Source organism: Streptomyces sp. NPDC006925 (assembly GCF_042869575.1).
In the GTDB taxonomy this organism is placed as follows: Bacteria; Actinomycetota; Actinomycetes; order Streptomycetales; family Streptomycetaceae; genus Streptomyces.
The window spans coordinates 20,959-37,086 of sequence record NZ_JBIAGB010000004.1; the positions used below are offsets into that span (position 1 = coordinate 20,959).

The window sequence follows — 16,128 nt, forward strand, 5'->3', positions numbered from 1 at the left end:
AACGCCGCACACTCCCCTCCCAGCCGCAGATGATCCACGTTCCCGGGGATCGCCTCCGTCCCGGTGACGTGATCTACATCGGCGGGACACCGCACGCCATCACCGACATCCGTGAAATCCACGACTTCTGTAAGCGGCTCCAGTCCGACGACGGCAATGCCTGCGTACTCGCCCGTTCAGCCCTGGTCGAGGTCACCCGCACCTACCGACCTCGCCGGGCCCGCAGCCCGGCCACTCTGCCGGACACGACATGCCGCTTCGCGTAGCCCGCTCCAGCCGATGACACTCCGGCGCGCGCTCCTGCCGTCGGTGCCCGAGCCCGCCTGGGGGACCCATGCCAGTGCACGAACTGATTGCAGCACCGTTCCTGGAAGACTTCCTACTCCTGCGCCCAGGCCACGCGTCCGGGGTCAAGATCAGAGGCCACCACTACCTGGAGCTGCGCAGCCTCGCAGCCGAGGAGGGGCCCCTACCCGGCTGGCTGTGCAGAGCCGCGCACCGCCGCTGGGGTCTCGACCTCGACGCCCACGGGTCGACGCGAGAGGTGGTGCTGGTCCGCGAGCCCTCACCGTACGGGCACGGGCGCGCCTCGTACGAGGTCAACAACGGCTGCAACTGGGCCTGCCCGCACTGCGTGTACGGCGACAAGCGGCACGAGGGGCTGCCCTGGCCCCAGCGCGCGAAGCTGCTGCACACCCTGCGCGACGCAGGGGTGGTGTGGCTCGAACTGGGCGGCGGCGAGTGCACCATCGACCCGCACTTCGCCGACACGTACGCCTACGCCCACGACCTCGGGATGATGGTCGAGATCCTCACCAACGGTTCGACCCTCGACCGCCCGCAACTGCTGGGTCTGTTCACCGGCCGCCGCCCCTACCGCATCACCCTCAGCGTCTACGGCGCCACGGAGACCACCTTCGACGGCTTCACCCAGCGTCGTGGCGCCTATCGGAAGTTCCGACGCGGTCTGGCGGCAGCCCGAGAGGCCGGGCTGCCGCTGTCACTGAGCGTCGTCGTCACCGAGGCCAACGCGCACGAAGCGCCTGCCATGCGCGCCCTCGCCGAGCGGTACGCCGACCGGGTCCGCGAGTACACCCACATGTCACCGACCTTCACCGGCGGGTCCGATCCGCTCGCCCAGCAGGCCCCCGACTACCTGCACCACCGCACCCCCTTCACCGGATGCGACGCCGGGCACACCTCGCTGAACGTGAACCCATTCGGTCTGGCCACCGTCTGCAAGATCTCCCGCGATCACCCCATACCGCTCCTGCGCGAGGGCGTCGCGGGACTCACGCGGCTCGGAGGCATCGCCGACCAGGCGCTGCGACGTCACAGCGGCTGCACCGACTGCGCACTGCAGCAGTCGTGCACCACCTGCATGCCGCTGGTGACGCTCTATCGCAAGGCCGGCGCACCCCTTGACCGCTACTGCCAACACGCCTGAAGGGAGGTGGAACCCATGACAGCTCTCACCGTGGAGCTCACCCCGCGCGATGAGATCGACGACGACATCGAGTACGTCGACGATCTCGACCATGTCGCCGGCAACGAGGTCATGCGCGGCTGCGGCGAAGACAACCCCTACTGAGCCGCCCCGGGTGCCTCCTCGTAAGAGGAGGCACCCCCATCGGCACCGCATTACCGCTGGCAGCCCAATCCAACTCCTACACTCCCGCCGTGGTGACCATGAAACTCGACTGGCATGACCTCCCCGCAACCACTCGCGCCGCCGTTGCCGACCGCACCGGCCCCATTTACGCCGCGAGCACCATCGACAAGGGCCTGAACAACGCGCTCGCCACCACCCTCCGCACCAGTGCCGGCCACGTCTTCGTCAAGGGCATGCGCAGCGATCACCCCCGCGTCTGGACCCAGGGACGCGAAGCCGCCATCAACCCTTACGTCACCCCCCTCGCGCCCCGGCTTCTGTGGACCCTGGACGACGGCACCTGGAACCTCCTGGGATACGAACACCTCGACGGCCAGCCCGCCGACTACCGTCCCGGCTCTCCGGACATCCCCCTCATCACCGACGCGATCACTGCCCTCTCCCAGGTCCGAGCCCCCGCCGACGTCGAACTGAAGCAGATCGAACAGCGCCTCGCTGACTACACCGACAGCCCCGGCGACGCTGCCCTGCTGCGTGGCGAGGCCGTACTGCACACCGACTGGACCCCCGACAATGTCCTGATCACCGGCCGCACCGCGCGCATCGTCGACTGGGCCTGGCCCACTCGCGGCGCCGCGTGGATCGACGCCGCCTGCTGGACTCTTTGGCTGATCTCCGCCGGACACAACCCCGACGAAGCCGAAGGCTGGGCCGCCAAGACCGCTGGCTGGGCCTCCGCCCCGGCTCGCGGACTCGATGTGTTCGTCCGCGCCCAGCAGCGACTGTGGGAGGGCATCGCCGCCGACGCCCCCGACCTCGCCTGGAAGCAACAGCTCGCCGACGCCGCGACCCGCTGGGCCGCCTACCGCCATCACTGACAGGCAGAACCCATGCCAACCGCCCCCGCCGTCCACCCGTACGAGACGCTCACCACCCCGACCGGTCAACGCGTGCAGATCGACACGGCGATGGTCTCCATCATCCGCCGCCTCTGGAACCTCGGCTACGCCACCACCGGCTGCTGCCAGGACGTCGGCGAAGCGACCGCAGGCGCACGCGCCACACGCGCCAGGCCACTCGGCTACGGCGCCGACTCCTTCATCGACTACCACCGCGGCTGGGCACTGCTGAAGCTGCCGCTCCCCGACGCCATGCGCCTCGTCGCGGCACTCACCGATACTCCCGCCTTCGCGGAACGCGTCCGCCGCCGCTGGCAGCCCGGTTCCTGGCGCATGAACATCCCCCTGGAGATCGACGGTCTCGCCCCCGACGCGCTGCTCCACTTCCCCGGGATACAGATTCCGCAGCTCGCGGAAGTCCTGCAGCGCACCTGACACACAGGTGCGCGCCTACCGGCCGTGCCGGTGGCGTTGGGACGGCCCAGGGGCTATGCCCGCAACACCTGTCGGGCTCTCGTGCGGAGGCGTCATGCGCGGAGAAGCCGTCTGCGTCGAACGCCGACGGGCCGCTTCGGCTCGCGGATTGGCGGCGGGGTTGCGGCTGGTGTGCTGGATGCGGGTGATCAGGACGCGGGCGGGTTGGCGGGCTGTGGTCAGTTCGCGTCGCGCGGCGGCCTCCTTGAGCAGTTGGTGGGGCTTGTGGCCGCCGGCCTCGGCGTCAGCGAGGACCGTGGCGAGGGCGGGCCAGGCGGAGTCGGCGAGGATCCGCTCGGCGTGGTCGGGTACGGCTGTGCGGAGGTCGCTGGCCAGGGTGCGGCGGGCGTCTTGCTTCGGCTGACGGTGCTCCAGCGCGGTGAGGGTGGGGGCGAGGGCCTGGTCGGCGGCGGTCTGGAGATGCTGGAGGCTCCGGCGGGCTGCGTCGGCCTGGTGGGCGTGGTGCTTCGCCTCGTGCCATCGCTCGGCGAGGATGGTCGCCCAGACCAGGGCAGCGAGCAGGGAGGCGAGGGCGCCGCCGTCGGGGCCGGTGGCGGTGTTGATGATGTCGCGGGCTGCGACGCGTACAGCGTCGGCAGCTCGGTCTTCGGCACGGATCTGGGATCGCTGGGCGCGGGCGAATGCCTTCGACGCGGCTTGCAGTTCGGCGCCCAGGTCCGGGGGCACTTGCTGTGCGGTGGCCTCAATCAGTTCTCCGAGCGCTGTGATGTGCGCCTGAGCCCGCGCGTCCACGCCGTCACCGCCAGTACCAGTCAGCTCGACGTGAAGGGCGTCGAGGGCGTCGGTGGCCTGCTGCCAGGGGGTGGTGGGCCGGTCGCGGCGGGCGGTGGGGGATTCCTCGGGGCTGCCGGATTCGAAGCGGGCGCTGAGTTTGGGAAGGGAGAGGTCAGGGGCGATCTTCCCTCCGGGGTGGAAGACCTGTGCGCCGTCCTTGTTGAGATCGTCGGGGCGGCCCACCGCGTAACCGAGGAGATCTCCGGACGGTCCACGGCGAGGTTTGACAGCGATGCCGTCGACTTCGAGGTAGGCGAGGAACTCCTCGGCGCTCTTGACGTGCGGGATGGCGGCTCGGATGCGGTCCTCAAGCCATTCCTTGCTGGTCTGTTCCCAGCCGAGGCGGTCAGCCTTGTGCATCTCTGCCTGGGCTGGGCGGTGGGTACCGGTGCGGTCGCCCTTCTTCAACTCCCGCAGGCCGTAGCCCTTCTCGATCTCGCGGCACTCGTCGCCGACGCGGATGCCGCTGTCGTGGAGCTTGGGACGGCGGCCGTCCTCGCGGACGGTAGTGGCGAGGATGTGGAGGTGGTCGTCCGCGTGGCGGACGGCGATCCAGCGGCAGGCCAGGTCGTCGCCTTCGGGTGCGATGCCGGCGGCGGCCACGATGCGGCGGGCGATCTCGCCCCACTCGGCGTCGGAGAGGTAGCGGTCCTCGGGAGCGGCACGGACGGGGCAGTGCCAGACGTGGTCGGTCACCGGTTTTCCGAACTCGCTGTTTCGCAGTCGTACGGGTTCGTCGAGGTAGCGGGCGAGTTCGGTCAGGGTGGCGCTTTCGTCGCGGCCGGGGTCGGGCATGCCGAACATCGCGAAGGCAGCGACGATGTGCGGGTCGTGGTGTTCGTCGTGCCTGCCGGGGCCGTAGAGGTAGGCGAGCAGTCCTCGGGTGCGGGACCCGGCGGGTTTGATGGGGGCGATCATCGCGGTCAGTTCTCCGTCGGATCAGCGGGCTGGCGCAGGGCCTCGGCGATCAGGGACAGCAGACGTTGGAGTTCGTCGAGCCGCAGGCGTATGTCGGGCGGGGTGAGGTCGCTGTTGAGGACGCGGGCGATCTGGTTGATGTTGAGGCCGATCCGGTTGAGCTGACGCAGGACCTGAGCGCGGAAGATGTGCGTGCGGCGTCGGTCCTCGGATAGGGGAAGGTTGGCGGTGAACCTGCCGGTGACGAAGGCGAGGACGACGTCGGCGGCGAAACCGGATGCTCCCTTGTAGCCGTGCTCGGCGGCGGTCTCCTGGAGCTGGCTGTGCTGGTGGCTGGTGAAGCGCAGAGGGCCGACGCGGGTCACGCGCTTGTCGCCGGTGAAGCGGCGGATCGTGGGCCGCACGCTCTGCACAACGGGTTCGACGGCGGCGGCCTCAGCGGCGTGAGCGGAACGCAGGGTCTCCCGCTGAACGGTGTGGAGTTCGTCCTGGCCAGGGCCGCCCTCGGCCCCAGCCTCCCGGTCCGGCGCCCCCTGGCGCAGGGCCTTCTCCGCCTCCCCCGGGGCGGAGACCCCCGAAGGCCGGCCGTGAGTCGGACTCGGGGTACTACTGGCTCCGCCCGGGGCACTCCGTCCGAACGCGCGTCGTAGCCGTTCCATCAGCGTAGGGAACTCCGGCGGCGGCAGCGGATCGTTGGGGGCGTCCTCGGGCTGGTACAGGTCAGGCGACACGGGCTGTTCTCCAAATGGTGCGGAGCAAGGGGGGTGGACGGGAGGGATCTCGGATTCGAGCGGCAGCTTTCATCGCCCCCAGAACTGCGGACGAACGGGCGACGCGAGGGAGCGGTGTCCGGGTAATCGGGTGGCCGGAAGAGGTTCCGGCCACCCGGTGGAGCGGAGGTCAGCCGCTGGCTGGTTCGGTGTCGGCGGCGGTTTCGCGTTCGGCCCGGAGGATGTTCATCACCTCGCTCTGGCGGGCGCTGCCGATCGTCAGCCCCCTCTCCGCGACGGTCTCGCGGAGGATGGCCCGGGTGAGCTTGCCGTTCTCCGTGGCGGCGGTTCGGCCGATCTGGACCAGCTCCTCCAGCGTGGCGCCGGGCGGTCGACCGCCACGCGGCCTGCTCTCCGGAACCCGGTCGCGCGGTTCCGGAGACTCACCGGAAGCGGCAGCCGGGGGCTCGGGCAGTCGGGCGAGCACGGTTGCCGGTGGTTCCGACGGCTGACCGGAATCCCGTCCCGGGTGATCGACCAGCTGATGGATCTGCCGCATCAGCACACCGAAGGCCAGCAGCGCGGCGGTCGGGGGAACCCCGGCGACCACGTAGTCGAGGAGTGGTACGGCACCGACTTTGCCCGTACCGCTGACCCCCGCCACGTTGAGCGCGATGGAACCGACCGACCCAGTAGCAGTGAGCCCGATAGCCCATCCATCGGTGACGCGGCGCAGGCTCGCGCGGAGCATCAACAGCTCGCCCGCGACGATGAACGCGTCCAGCGTTGCGGGCCAGGCCCAGCGGCGAGCGGGAGAGCTGTCGAGCCCGTGTGCTCCCGCGACATCGGCGAGATGCGCGTATGAGAGCCAGAATCCGCCGACTGTGAGGGCGACGATGACGACTCCGGCCGCGGCGAGCGCGTACCGCTCGGGTGTCGGCTGGCGGTGGTGCGTGGGCGTGGGGTGGGAGGTCAAGCGGGGGTGCTCCTGTGGTGGTGAAGGGCGTCTCTGCCGTCTTGGCCGTTGCAAACGCAGGTCAGGGCGGGTACGGCAGCACCTTTGACGTTCCGTCTTGGTGGGAATTGCCGACGTCTGCGCACCGGCGGACGACGGCGCGGGCCGTGCGACGCGCCTGCGTCCGGCACCCACCCCGCCGAGACGGTGGCGTTGGGCCTCCCGTCCCGGCCAGCGGGGCTGTGGGCTGCGGCGATACGGCTGGGACGGGCAGGACGGCACGAGACGGATCGGGGCGGCATCTTGGCGGTCAGCGCCGTCGTTCGTGACCGCGTTGCCGTCTTGGCCCGGGCTGCCGTCTTGATCCGTACGCCGTTGACCTGCGTGATCACGGCACGGACGGCAAGGACGGCAGCCCGGGCGCTGGAGAGTCAGCCGTTGCCGGGGGTGGTCTCGACCGGGTGGACGGTGGGGCAGTAGCGCCGCCATGCGTCAAGGAACTTGTTGCGCATATAGCCCTTGCGCTGGGTTCCGTCGGCCACGCGGACGTTGCCGGACTTGATGTCGAACTCGCGCAGCATTGCGCCAAGGTCCCGGGCTGTCAGGCCGTTGCGTCCCCACTCCGCCCAGGGGCTCTCGGGGTCCTGACGGAGGTGGTGGAGGACTTCCTCGGTGCTGAGGCTGTCCACCTCACGCTGGGCGAAGAAGATCCGGCGGATGTCGGCGAGGACTCGGGCCCCGCTGGGGTGGTCCTCCTCGGCCGCCGCTTCGGCGGCGACCATGTGTGTGCAGGCCATCCGCGCCCGTCGGGGCCAGCTGCCGCCCGCCAGGTCGGCGACGATCACCAGGGGCTCCCACGTGTCCGCTGCTCGGTCTTCGACCAGCATCTCCGGTTCCAGATTCGCTGCCGCGTCCAGCAGCGGCCTGGCCCAGCCCGCGATGCGGCTCCGCAGCTCGTGCAGGGCGGGGGTGTCGCGGCGGGAGCGGAAGGGCTTGACGCTCTCACCCTCGGCCCGGCGGCGCATCCGGGTCACCACCGCCCGATCCATGATCGTGTCGGGCAGGTCACCGATCCCCGCGAGCGCCGCCATGGCGAAGGTGGCGAACCGGTGGGGTGTGTGGTCGTTCCCGACGACGCGGGTGACCCAGCGGTTGCGCTGGTGACCGGCGTTGAGCAGGCCGCGCATCTCCTCGTTCTTCTCCGCCTGCTTCGGCGTGCCGAAGATGGTGTCCGCCTCGTCCACCAGGAGCGTGGGCGGCTCCTCGGTGATCGAGCGGAAGACCGCAGCGGGGGTGGTGTTGATGGTGAGCATCGGCTCGTGGACCGTCTCGGTGAGCACGTCCAGGAGCCGCGACTTGCCGCACCGCTTCGCGGGGCCCCACCACGGCCAGGCGCGGGGCATGCTGCCATGCGGGCTGAAGGTGCGTCGCCGCCACCCAGAGGGTGACCGCGTCCAGTGCCTGTTCGGACGGGAGAACGACGAACTGGGCAAGCCGGGACCGAAGTTCGTCCAGCAGGTCGGCGCCTGCGGTCGGTTCTGTGTCGGGTAGCGCCTCGGGTCCGCTCGGGACGGTTGATGCTTCCTCGGCAGGAGCCTGCTCCGCGTCGGCGACAGGCACGTTCTCGGTCTCTCCGTCGCGCGGGTGCGCACCAGGCTGGCCTGGTACGGCCACCGGCGGCCATGACGTCCTGCCGGGTGCGGAATGAGGCTCGGGTGTGGCAGGTTGCATGAAGCAGCTCCTCGTCTGGCGGTGGCGGGCTTGCACGCCCGTGCCGCCGGGTTTGGTCACTTGAAGCCGTGCAGGGGAGTTGCGGGAGCCTCCGGCGTTGCACCGCCGGGGGCTCCGCTCCTTTGTCTCGCGGGCGCTCCGGCTCGGCGAGCGACCACGGACGGTACGTCCACGCCCTGCCACAGTCCAGCTGTTGTGTGTCAGCTCAGCGCAGAACAGCCCGGCATACCGGCGGACCCTCACGCCGCCAGACCCAACAGGTCCAGCAGATCGGCGGTCACGACCCGGTAGGCGTTGCCCAGACGCAGCACCTTGCAGGGGTACGCGCCACGCTTGGCCAACTCGTACCCCTTGCTCCGCCCCAGCCCGAGTGCCCGGTTGCCGGTCTCCAGGTCAACAGCTGCTGGCAGGGCCAGAAGCTCGTCCCGGCTCATGCCCTTCGCCCGCTGGGCGAGTTCGTTGCCGCGCATGCGTACTCCATCCATGCCTGGGCCCTCGGCGAACGCGGGTATCACGTCCGGCTCCAGGCCGCTGCATCCAGGATGGCCAAGTTAATGTGTCTGCATGACACAACGCCGTACCGATGATGAGAGAGACAGAGACGACGACCTGCCCGAGTGGGCGGACCAGGTCATGGCCACCGTCGCCGCCGAAGTGCGGCGCCTCAGAAAGGAACTCGGGATGAGCGCGCAGGATCTGGCCGACGCCTGCGCAGACCTGGGCCACCCCATCCCCCGCAACGTCATCGCCAACATGGAGTCCGGCCGCCGCTCCACCCTGCCCTTGGTCGACGTGCTCGTCCTCGCAGCAGCCCTGGACGCTCCGCCGGTCCTCCTGCTCTACCCCCTCGGCTACGTCAGCCACGTACAGAAACTCCCGCTGGCCGACCCGATCGGGACCTGGGACGCACTGCGTTGGTTCACCGGCGAGAAGGGTGACTCCTTCGCCATGCACAACCCGATGCTGCGCAACTTCCGAGCTCACGAGCACCACGAGGCTGCGGCTCTCACCGCTGAACGCGACGCCGAGTACGCCCGCTGGCAGGCCCGAACCGCCAACACACCGGAGAAACGTGAGGACGCGCAACGTGAAGCCGAGTACTACGCCGACAAGGGCGTCCACCACCGAGATCGGCTCCGCACAGCCCGTGCCCTCATCGAAGAAGACGGCGGCACCCCGCCCCCGCTCACCCGCCAACTCCATGGCGACCTGGACACCGCACAATCCGAGGAGCGCCCTTGAAGGGATCCACCCACCGCCGCTGCTACTGCCGCGACCCGAAGACCGGCAAGCCGCTCGGCAAGAAGTGCCCCAAACTCTCCAGCCGCAAGCACGGCTCCTACTCCATACGTCAGGAACTCCCACCCCGCGAGGACGGTACGCGCCGCTCCTTCAGCCGGGCCGGGTACGAGACCCTCAAGGCGGCGCAGGCTGACCTCGATCATGTCCGCGCACTGATCGGCCTGACCGACGCCGATGACCCGGAAGGCACTGCCCTCATCGCGGACATGCTCGAAGAAGTCGGCGACGAGAAGGCGCCGCTCCCCGACGTGGAGGAGACCCGGCGGCGCCTCAAGTCCGGCCAGGACCTCATCGGACGCCTGACGGTCGGCGACTGGCTCGACCAGTGGCTCGACGGCAAGCGAATCCGCAAATCCGGGGTCACCCGCTACGAGACCGACATCCGCATGCACCTCAAGCCGCGCATCGGACACCATCGCCTCGACCGCCTACGGGTCAGCCACCTCACCGAGATGTTCACCGCCATCTCGGACGCCAACGCCGAGATCCTGGAACAGAACGCCCAGCATCGAGAAGCCCTTGACGAGCTGGCCACGGTTCCGTGGAAGGGCTTGGCGAACCGTGCCCGCCGCAAGTCGATGAAGGCGGCGATCGACGCCATGCCGCCCTTCCGCCGCGTCACCGGACCGGCCACCCGCCAGCGCGTCAAGGCCACCCTGCGGGCGGCACTGAACGACGCCATCGCCCAACAGGTCATCACCTTCAACCCGGCCACTCACGTCGAGATCGACGCCGTCCGCAAACCCAAGGCCCTGGTGTGGACCGACGAACGGGTCGCGAAATGGCGAGAGACCGGCGAGAAGCCCTCCCCCGTCATGGTCTGGACACCGAAACAGACCGGCGCCTTCCTCGACTTCGTCGCGGGCGACCGGCTGTACGCCATGTGGCACCTGATCGCCTTCCGTGGCCTGCGACGCGGCGAGGCGTGCGGGCAGCCGTGGTCGGAGACCAACCTGGACACCCACTTCCTCACCGTCTCCGCCCAACTCGTCCAAGACGGTTGGGACGTCGAGACGTCCGAGCCGAAAACGGACAGCGGTTACCGCGTCATCGCTCTCGACGACGACACGGTCGGGGTGCTGAAACGGCATCGCGAGCACCAGGAGGCGGACCGCGCGGAGTGGGGCTCGGCCTGGGTGGAGACCGGTCTCGTCTTCACTCAGGAGGACGGCTCGTGGCTGCACCCCGGCAAGGTCAGCGATCTCTTCGAACGGCTCGTCGTCGCGTCACGCCTTCCGCCCATCCGGCTGCACGACCTGCGCCACGGAGCCGCCACCTTCATGCTGGCCGCCGGCGTCGACGTGAAGGTCGTCTCCGACACCCTCGGACACAGCGACACCCGGATCACGCGCGACATCTACCAGAGTGTCCTCCCCCAGGTCGGCAAGAACGCCGCCGAGGCAACGGCCAAGCTGGTCCCGCTCCAGCGCAAGACGGAGGCGGAGCAGGCCGCCCGCGAGGCGGCGAAGGCCGCCGGGAAAGCCAAGAAGAAGGCGAAAGCCAAGGGCAAGGGCAAGAAGAAGGGCAAGCAGAAGAAGCCCAAGGAGTAGGTCGCTACGGCCCTGTACGCCGCTCCGCTCACGCATCGCTCACGCAAGCCACCCCACGGCATCCCAGCCGTGTGACGCGTCATGCCCCGAAAATGAGAAAAGGCCAGGTCACGGGCCATGTGACCTGGCCTTTTTCGGAGCCGCCTAGGGGAGTCGAACCCCTGACCTACGCATTACGAGACCGAGAGCGTTCATGCCGGGTGGTGCCACGCGGTGCTGTTGGGTGACGTTCTTCCTGATCAGACCACGTGCGGCAGCCTCCCCCGTGCGGCCTCGTACTGGCTCGTCCAAAGGCGTCTGTCCACCGGCTGTCCACCGGAGCGCGTCTCCGTGTGGCTGTCAGCGACCATCTGCTTGCGCGGGTGGAGCAGCCGCTACCGATCGGTGCGCTTCCCGACGCTCTTGTAAGGGTCCCACAACCGCCGCACACGCTTCAGACGATGGTCGATCGTGCGGCTGGCGTGGGCACCAGTGGGTCACTCCACATCTATGCCCAGTTCGCTGTCGGTACGGCATCGCGGGCGTGGGGCCGTGGTGGCCACGCTGCTGCTCGACTCGGAAGCCCACTCGCGGCTGCGGAGCAGCCACAAGAGGCGGGAGGTGGCCGCCTCCTTCACTGGGCGTCGCGACGGCTGGGCCTGAGGCCGCCGCTCGGCTCGGACGAGGGCTTTCAAAAATGCCCCAGCAGGACCCGGAGCCGAGGCAGGTCAGAAGGTAGGTCGGGCACGGCAAGCACCGTGCAGAGCTGCCCAGCCTGCTGACCGATGCCCGTGCCGATGCGGCCGAGGTCGAGCGGGGCTGTCCAGCGTCATCGAGCTAGGCGCCTGACGGGGGCGTGGTGCCGTGTTCGGCGTCGCCGTCCCCGATCTGCGGATCGCTCAGGAGCGACGCGCCGAAGGCGTGCAAGCGCTCCACCGCCCGGCTTTCGGGCTCTGCCCGGCGCGCGAGAGCGTCGTGGATCTCTTGGTAGACGGACGCTTCGAGGCCGCAGCGGCGGCAGTCCTCCAGGTGCGCGGCGACCCGGCGCGTGGTGACCTCGTTCGTTTCGCCGTCGAGGTAGGACTGCAGCACTCGCGCGACCTGCAGGCAGTTCATTCGGCGCTCGGCCGCTGGACGCCGCCACCATGGACGCTTGCTCACATCACACCTCGCTTCGGTGCCAGTCCTGCTGTGGCCAGTCGCGCCCGTATCCGATTGCGCGCCCGGTGCAGCCGGCTCATCACGGTGCCTTCGGGCACGTCCAGCAGGTGCGCGGCCTCTGCATAGGTGAGGCCGTCGATGTCCACCAACTGCACCACCTGGCGGTGTTTGTCCGGCAGCGCGCCCAGGGCCTCGTCCACCACCTCGTCGAACGCCTCACCCACCACGATCTCTTCCGCCGATCCGCTCGGGCCCGTGGAGCTGAGGCGGTCCAGATCGGTGTCCGGATCGTCCAGGAGGTGCGGACGCCGACGGCGGTGCCGGTTGATCTCCGCCCGCCGCATGATGGTCAGCAGCCACGCGCGCGGATGTTTCCCGTCGAAGCCGTCGATGGCCCGGTAGGCGCGCAGCAAGGTGTCCTGCACGAGGTCCTCGGCGTCCGCCGGCTGCGCGGTCAGCGTCATCGCCACCCGCAGCAGCACCTCCACCTCCGGCAGCACATGGGCGGCGAACGCCTGGCCCTGCGGGTCCGCAGGATCCGGTGGCGCTGTCACTTGGTCTTCCACACGGCGGAAACCCCTTCGGCCTGGACCCGCATTCCATCTTCTTCCTTCTTCTTGTGTCCTTCGGTCACACCGACGCCGTTGTGGACCGAAGGGGCCGGGCGAGGAGCCCAGCGCAAGCTGGAATGCCGCGTACGACTGGAGGGGTTTCCGCTGCATGACAAGGCAGCGTGTTCCTGGGCCAGGGCGAGTGTGGGCCGAGTGCCGGGAGAGGGTCCGGCATGTGCGGCTGCGCGGCGAGGTGGAGGCGTACGCCGACGGGGAGCTCACCGGTGCGAACCGTATGCAGGTGGCCGCCCACGTCGCCTGCTGCTGGGCCTGCAGTGGGAGTCTGCAGCTTCTGCGACTGATCAAGGCGTCGCTCCGGCACAGTCCCCAGCGGACGCCCCCTTCCCTCGCGTCGGCCCGTGTGAGGCGCTTAGCGCAGGACCTCAGCGCGCCGACGGGCCGGAACCGGCCCAGCGGTTGACGGCCGCCGGTCCCGGCCCGCGGGCAGGCTGATCAGCAACAGCCTCGCGCGGCGCCCGGGCCCGGCGCGGCTGCTCCCTCCGCGGGGGCGCAGGGGAACAGGCCGAAGTGCCGGCTCTTGTCACCGGTGACGGTGAAGTGAGCGGCGTAGCGGGTGGCGGCAAGCATGTCGGCGGTGTTGCCGCAGACGAGCGCCGGTTTGCCGGTCTGGAAGCGGTGATGGTCGTCGAGGTCGAAGGCGTGCGGGTACTCGGCGATGGTGCCGTGGTAGACGGCGACCTGGCCGTAGTCCTCGCAGCGGTCCTCCAAGGGAAGTTTGAAAGCACGGACGGTACGGGAGGTGAAGGCGGCGAAGCCGATCTTCCGCTCGATGTCCGGGTCACTGATCGTCACCGGGGAGGCAGCCGAGGTACGGGCGTCAGGGCAGCCGACGCGTTCCAGGGCACGGCGGAAGTCCTCCGTGTACAGGGCGCCGGCGAGGCATTCGCCGACCAGGACCGGGTCGCCGAGCAGTGAGGCGGGCAGGCGCCGGTCGGAGAAGATGTCGGAGAAGTACAGCTCTCCGCCGGGTTTGAGGACGCGGAAGCTCTCGGACAGGACGCGCTGTTTGTCCGGGGAGAGGTTCACCACGCAGTTGGAGACCACGACGTCCACGGAGGCGTCCGGGATTCCGGCCCCGGCCAGGTCCTCGATGTAGCCGTGCCGGAATTCGGTGTTGGCGTGGCCGAACCGTTCGGCGTGCCAGTCCTGGTGGCGGCGGGCGACGGCGAGTTGTTCCTCGGTCATGTCGACGCCGATCACCCGGCCTGTCGGGCCGACCAGTTGGGAGAGCACGTAGGCGTCCCGGCCGCTGCCACAGCCCAGGTCGAGCACGGTGGCTCCTTCCAGGGCGGGCGGGATGGGCGAGCCGCAGCCGTAGAAGCGCTCCATGACCTCGTCGTGGACCTCGGCGAGCGCCGCGGCGATATGGGGTGGCGGTGCCACGTCCGTGCAGCAGGCCGTTGTCTTCAGGTCCGCGGAGGAGGCGAGGACCCTGCCGTAGTAGTCCCTGACCGATTGCGCGACGGAGGCCTCGGCTGCCTGCTGGTCTGTGGATACGTCGGTCATCGCCATGTCTCTCCCTGATGAGTGAGCTGCCGTGCGCCAGCCGGCGCTTCGCCGGGCCGCGACGGAAACCCGCTGCGCGGCCGTCGCCATTCCCTCTCTGTCAGAGGACGACGGAAAGCTCGGCTGGTTCCGCTGTGCCTGCTGCCCGGCTTCGCCCACACCATCGCCTGGGTCCGGGCCGCGGTGGTCACTGTCGTCGTCACCGGCTATCGGCAGCTGCGCTGCCCCCTGCGCCGCGGGAGCGGATCACCCGTGCCGCCCACCAGCCGCCCGCGCTCAGCACCAGCAGAGCGCCCAGCGCGATCCACAGCCCGGGAGAGCCGGGGTCGCCCAGAGATCCGCCGAGCCCGGTGTAGACGAGGGTGCCCGGGATGATTCCCAGGGCGGTGGCCGCGACGTAGGAGGAGAAACGGACACCGGCCACCCCGGCCCCGTAATTGATCACCGAGAAGGGAAACAGCGGCACCAGCCGCACGAGCAGGACGGCCACGAAGCCCCGGCGCGTCAGAAAGGCATCCAGCCGCGCCAGCCGGCCCGAGCCCGCGTACCGGGCGACCACCGGACGCCCCAGCCAACGCGCCAGTCCGAAGGAGAGGGCCGCCCCCGCCGTCGCGCCCACGAGCACCGCGCCGGCCCCCACCGCAAGTCCGAACAGCGCACCGGCGGAGGCGGTGAGCACAGAGCCGGGCAGGAGAGCCGTCACAGCCAGGGCGTAGACGACCGCGAAGACGACCGGCCCCCACATCCCGAGCGAGTCAACCCACTGGCGCACGTCCCGCAACAGGTCTCCGCCCCCCAGCGCCACCCAGGAGCCGAGCGCCAGGAGCAGAGCCACAAGGAAGGCCAGCCGTATCCACGCCGCACGCGCCGGCCGCCGCCTCTCCTCGTCCGGGTCCGTGGAGGGCGGCGGGAGCTCGGTCGCGGAGGAGCTGGCTGCCGGGCGGTTCATGTCGTCTCCTGTGACTGCTGTTCGATCGGAAGTTCGGCCACGACGCGACGCAGTGGCAGTTCCAGACGCCGCCCCGGGGTCGCCCATCTCGCGAGGGAGCGCTTGGCGGCCTGAGCCCGGTGGGTGGTGAGGCCGGGCAGGTAGAGGGCATCTGCCAGCAGGGCCGCCGCGCCGGCCGAGTCGATGGCGAGGGTGAAGACGTGTCGCTCGTCGCGGCGGACGCGGAACCCCGCTGTGCGCAGCAGTGCGGGAAGTCCGTCGCGGGCCTGCGGGTTGGGCCACGGCTGCCGCACGGCGCGCAGGGCCGCCATCACCCGGACCCAGTCGAGCATGCCCGACGGGGAGAGCCCGGACTGGGAGGGCACCAGCGCGGCGAGCACGCCTCCGGGCCGCAGGACCCGCCGGATCTCCCCCAGCGTCTGCGGCAGGGGCGTGACCACCGGCAGGCACATGGCCGCGCAGACCGCCCCGACGCTCGCCGAAGCAGCCGGGAGCGCGTCCGCTGCGGCCCGCAGCAGCGGCCCGCGACCCTGCCGGGCCGCCTCGGCGAGTTCCGCGGCCGAAAGGTCGACCCCGACCCAGTCGGCGTCCGGCAACTCCTGTCGGGTGGGTGCCGAACCGCAGGCCAGGTCGAGGACCGTGCCCTCGACAGCCCGCAGCGGTTCGGCCAGCCAGGCGTAGGGGGAGGTGTCGGCCAGGGAGAACAGTTGCTCAGTGATGCCGGCGTGCTCCTGGTGGTATGCGGTGATGAAGCGCCGCCAGTCCGGTTCGTCCATCCAGCCCTCGCCCCTCCTGTGGCTCATGGAGGCGGCTCGCGCCCCTGTGCTTCCCTCGGGAACCCTGCCGGGCTGTTCACGCATTCCGTTTCGGACACGCCGCGGGCGCGTGGATGAAGCGGGAGGGCCATCGTGACCGTGATCGTGGGGGCGGGGAAGGGAAGGAACCGACTGCGTCA

General features: G+C 70.0%; 17 protein-coding genes and 1 pseudogene. 8 read left to right on the forward strand and 10 right to left on the reverse strand.

Annotated elements, in window-relative coordinates; genetic code table 11:
- Window positions 1-29: 29 nt before the first annotated feature.
- The 5 genes from ACFYNS_RS07565 (at window position 30) to ACFYNS_RS07585 (ending at window position 2,946) form a co-directional block, all read left to right on the forward strand.
- Entirely contained in the window at window positions 30-266 is a 237-nt protein-coding gene (locus ACFYNS_RS07565) for a hypothetical protein (RefSeq protein ID WP_388601488.1), read from the forward strand.
- A gap of 74 nt (window positions 267-340) precedes the next feature.
- Entirely contained in the window at window positions 341-1,447 is a 1,107-nt protein-coding gene (locus ACFYNS_RS07570) for a radical SAM protein (RefSeq protein WP_388601490.1), read from the forward strand.
- A gap of 15 nt (window positions 1,448-1,462) precedes the next feature.
- Window positions 1,463-1,591 carry a hypothetical protein gene (locus ACFYNS_RS07575; RefSeq protein WP_388601492.1) on the forward strand — a complete coding sequence of 43 codons (129 nt, stop codon included), beginning with the start codon at window positions 1,463-1,465 and terminating at the stop codon, window positions 1,589-1,591.
- 98 nt (window positions 1,592-1,689) lie between these two features.
- Window positions 1,690-2,490, forward strand: a complete 801-nt coding sequence (locus ACFYNS_RS07580; RefSeq protein WP_388601838.1) for an aminoglycoside phosphotransferase — start codon at window positions 1,690-1,692, stop codon at window positions 2,488-2,490.
- Window positions 2,491-2,502: 12 nt separating this feature from the next.
- Window positions 2,503-2,946 carry a hypothetical protein gene (locus ACFYNS_RS07585; RefSeq protein ID WP_388601494.1) on the forward strand — a complete coding sequence of 148 codons (444 nt, stop codon included), beginning with the start codon at window positions 2,503-2,505 and terminating at the stop codon, window positions 2,944-2,946.
- 15 nt (window positions 2,947-2,961) lie between these two features.
- Here the strand turns inward: ACFYNS_RS07585 and ACFYNS_RS07590 are convergent, their stop codons facing one another.
- The 5 genes and pseudogenes from ACFYNS_RS07590 to ACFYNS_RS07610 all read right to left on the reverse strand — a co-directional run bounded on the left by ACFYNS_RS07590 (window position 2,962) and on the right by ACFYNS_RS07610 (window position 8,564).
- Window positions 2,962-4,698: a mobilization protein gene (locus tag ACFYNS_RS07590; protein ID WP_388601495.1), complete on the reverse strand. Its 1,737-nt coding sequence runs from the start codon at window positions 4,696-4,698 to the stop codon at window positions 2,962-2,964.
- Between the two features lie 5 nt (window positions 4,699-4,703).
- Entirely contained in the window at window positions 4,704-5,102 is a 399-nt protein-coding gene (locus ACFYNS_RS07595; RefSeq protein WP_388601498.1) for a MobC family plasmid mobilization relaxosome protein, read from the reverse strand.
- 496 nt (window positions 5,103-5,598) lie between these two features.
- The gene (locus tag ACFYNS_RS07600; protein ID WP_388601500.1) at window positions 5,599-6,384 is read right to left on the reverse strand and encodes a DUF2637 domain-containing protein; all 786 of its coding nucleotides are present in this window, start codon (window positions 6,382-6,384) and stop codon (window positions 5,599-5,601) included.
- A 410-nt stretch (window positions 6,385-6,794) separates the two neighbouring features.
- Window positions 6,795-8,094, reverse strand: a pseudogene (locus ACFYNS_RS07605) (DUF3631 domain-containing protein).
- Window positions 8,095-8,333: 239 nt separating this feature from the next.
- Window positions 8,334-8,564, reverse strand: coding sequence for a hypothetical protein (locus tag ACFYNS_RS07610; protein ID WP_388601503.1), 231 nt, complete (start codon window positions 8,562-8,564; stop codon window positions 8,334-8,336).
- A 94-nt stretch (window positions 8,565-8,658) separates the two neighbouring features.
- Between ACFYNS_RS07610 and ACFYNS_RS07615 the strand changes: the two genes are divergently transcribed.
- From ACFYNS_RS07615 to ACFYNS_RS07625, 3 genes are all read left to right on the forward strand, one after another.
- On the forward strand, window positions 8,659-9,336 hold the full coding sequence (locus ACFYNS_RS07615; protein WP_388601504.1) for a helix-turn-helix domain-containing protein: 678 nt from the start codon (window positions 8,659-8,661) through the stop codon (window positions 9,334-9,336).
- Window positions 9,333-10,946: a tyrosine-type recombinase/integrase gene (locus tag ACFYNS_RS07620; RefSeq protein WP_388601506.1), complete on the forward strand. Its 1,614-nt coding sequence runs from the start codon at window positions 9,333-9,335 to the stop codon at window positions 10,944-10,946. Before ACFYNS_RS07615 ends, ACFYNS_RS07620 begins: the two co-directional genes overlap by 4 nt.
- Before the next feature lie 489 nt (window positions 10,947-11,435).
- On the forward strand, window positions 11,436-11,588 hold the full coding sequence (locus ACFYNS_RS07625) for a hypothetical protein (RefSeq protein ID WP_388547286.1): 153 nt from the start codon (window positions 11,436-11,438) through the stop codon (window positions 11,586-11,588).
- Window positions 11,589-11,762: 174 nt separating this feature from the next.
- On the opposite strand, the gene ACFYNS_RS07630 is transcribed toward ACFYNS_RS07625, so the two are convergent.
- From ACFYNS_RS07630 to ACFYNS_RS07650, 5 genes are all read right to left on the reverse strand, one after another.
- On the reverse strand, window positions 11,763-12,086 hold the full coding sequence (locus ACFYNS_RS07630; protein WP_239105456.1) for an anti-sigma factor: 324 nt from the start codon (window positions 12,084-12,086) through the stop codon (window positions 11,763-11,765).
- Complete coding sequence (locus tag ACFYNS_RS07635) at window positions 12,083-12,640, reverse strand: RNA polymerase sigma factor (protein WP_164184062.1); 558 nt, start codon at window positions 12,638-12,640, stop codon at window positions 12,083-12,085. Before ACFYNS_RS07635 ends, ACFYNS_RS07630 begins: the two co-directional genes overlap by 4 nt.
- 510 nt (window positions 12,641-13,150) lie before the next feature.
- Window positions 13,151-14,224 (reverse strand): methyltransferase domain-containing protein, encoded by a 1,074-nt coding sequence (locus ACFYNS_RS07640; RefSeq protein ID WP_239105454.1) that lies wholly within the window; start codon window positions 14,222-14,224, stop codon window positions 13,151-13,153.
- 199 nt (window positions 14,225-14,423) lie between these two features.
- Window positions 14,424-15,173 carry a TVP38/TMEM64 family protein gene (locus tag ACFYNS_RS07645; RefSeq protein ID WP_164181925.1) on the reverse strand — a complete coding sequence of 250 codons (750 nt, stop codon included), beginning with the start codon at window positions 15,171-15,173 and terminating at the stop codon, window positions 14,424-14,426.
- Window positions 15,170-15,976, reverse strand: coding sequence for a class I SAM-dependent methyltransferase (locus ACFYNS_RS07650; protein ID WP_203586176.1), 807 nt, complete (start codon window positions 15,974-15,976; stop codon window positions 15,170-15,172). Before ACFYNS_RS07650 ends, ACFYNS_RS07645 begins: the two co-directional genes overlap by 4 nt.
- Window positions 15,977-16,128: the final 152 nt, after the last annotated feature.

Excerpts from the sequence above, each read along its gene's own strand:
- ACFYNS_RS07565 (WP_388601488.1), top strand. The coding sequence starts at position 30 with ATGATCCACGTTCCCGGGGATCGCCTCCGTCCCGGTGACGTGATCTAC.
- ACFYNS_RS07575 (WP_388601492.1), top strand. The coding sequence starts at position 1,463 with ATGACAGCTCTCACCGTGGAGCTCACCCCGCGCGATGAGATCGACGAC.
- ACFYNS_RS07580 (WP_388601838.1), top strand. The coding sequence starts at position 1,690 with ATGAAACTCGACTGGCATGACCTCCCCGCAACCACTCGCGCCGCCGTT.
- ACFYNS_RS07585 (WP_388601494.1), top strand. The coding sequence starts at position 2,503 with ATGCCAACCGCCCCCGCCGTCCACCCGTACGAGACGCTCACCACCCCG.
- ACFYNS_RS07590 (WP_388601495.1), bottom strand. The coding sequence starts at position 4,698 with ATGATCGCCCCCATCAAACCCGCCGGGTCCCGCACCCGAGGACTGCTC.
- ACFYNS_RS07610 (WP_388601503.1), bottom strand. The coding sequence starts at position 8,564 with ATGCGCGGCAACGAACTCGCCCAGCGGGCGAAGGGCATGAGCCGGGAC.
- ACFYNS_RS07615 (WP_388601504.1), top strand. The coding sequence starts at position 8,659 with ATGACACAACGCCGTACCGATGATGAGAGAGACAGAGACGACGACCTG.
- ACFYNS_RS07625 (WP_388547286.1), top strand. The coding sequence starts at position 11,436 with ATGCCCAGTTCGCTGTCGGTACGGCATCGCGGGCGTGGGGCCGTGGTG.
- ACFYNS_RS07640 (WP_239105454.1), bottom strand. The coding sequence starts at position 14,224 with ATGACCGACGTATCCACAGACCAGCAGGCAGCCGAGGCCTCCGTCGCG.
- ACFYNS_RS07645 (WP_164181925.1), bottom strand. The coding sequence starts at position 15,173 with ATGAACCGCCCGGCAGCCAGCTCCTCCGCGACCGAGCTCCCGCCGCCC.
- ACFYNS_RS07650 (WP_203586176.1), bottom strand. The coding sequence starts at position 15,976 with ATGAGCCACAGGAGGGGCGAGGGCTGGATGGACGAACCGGACTGGCGG.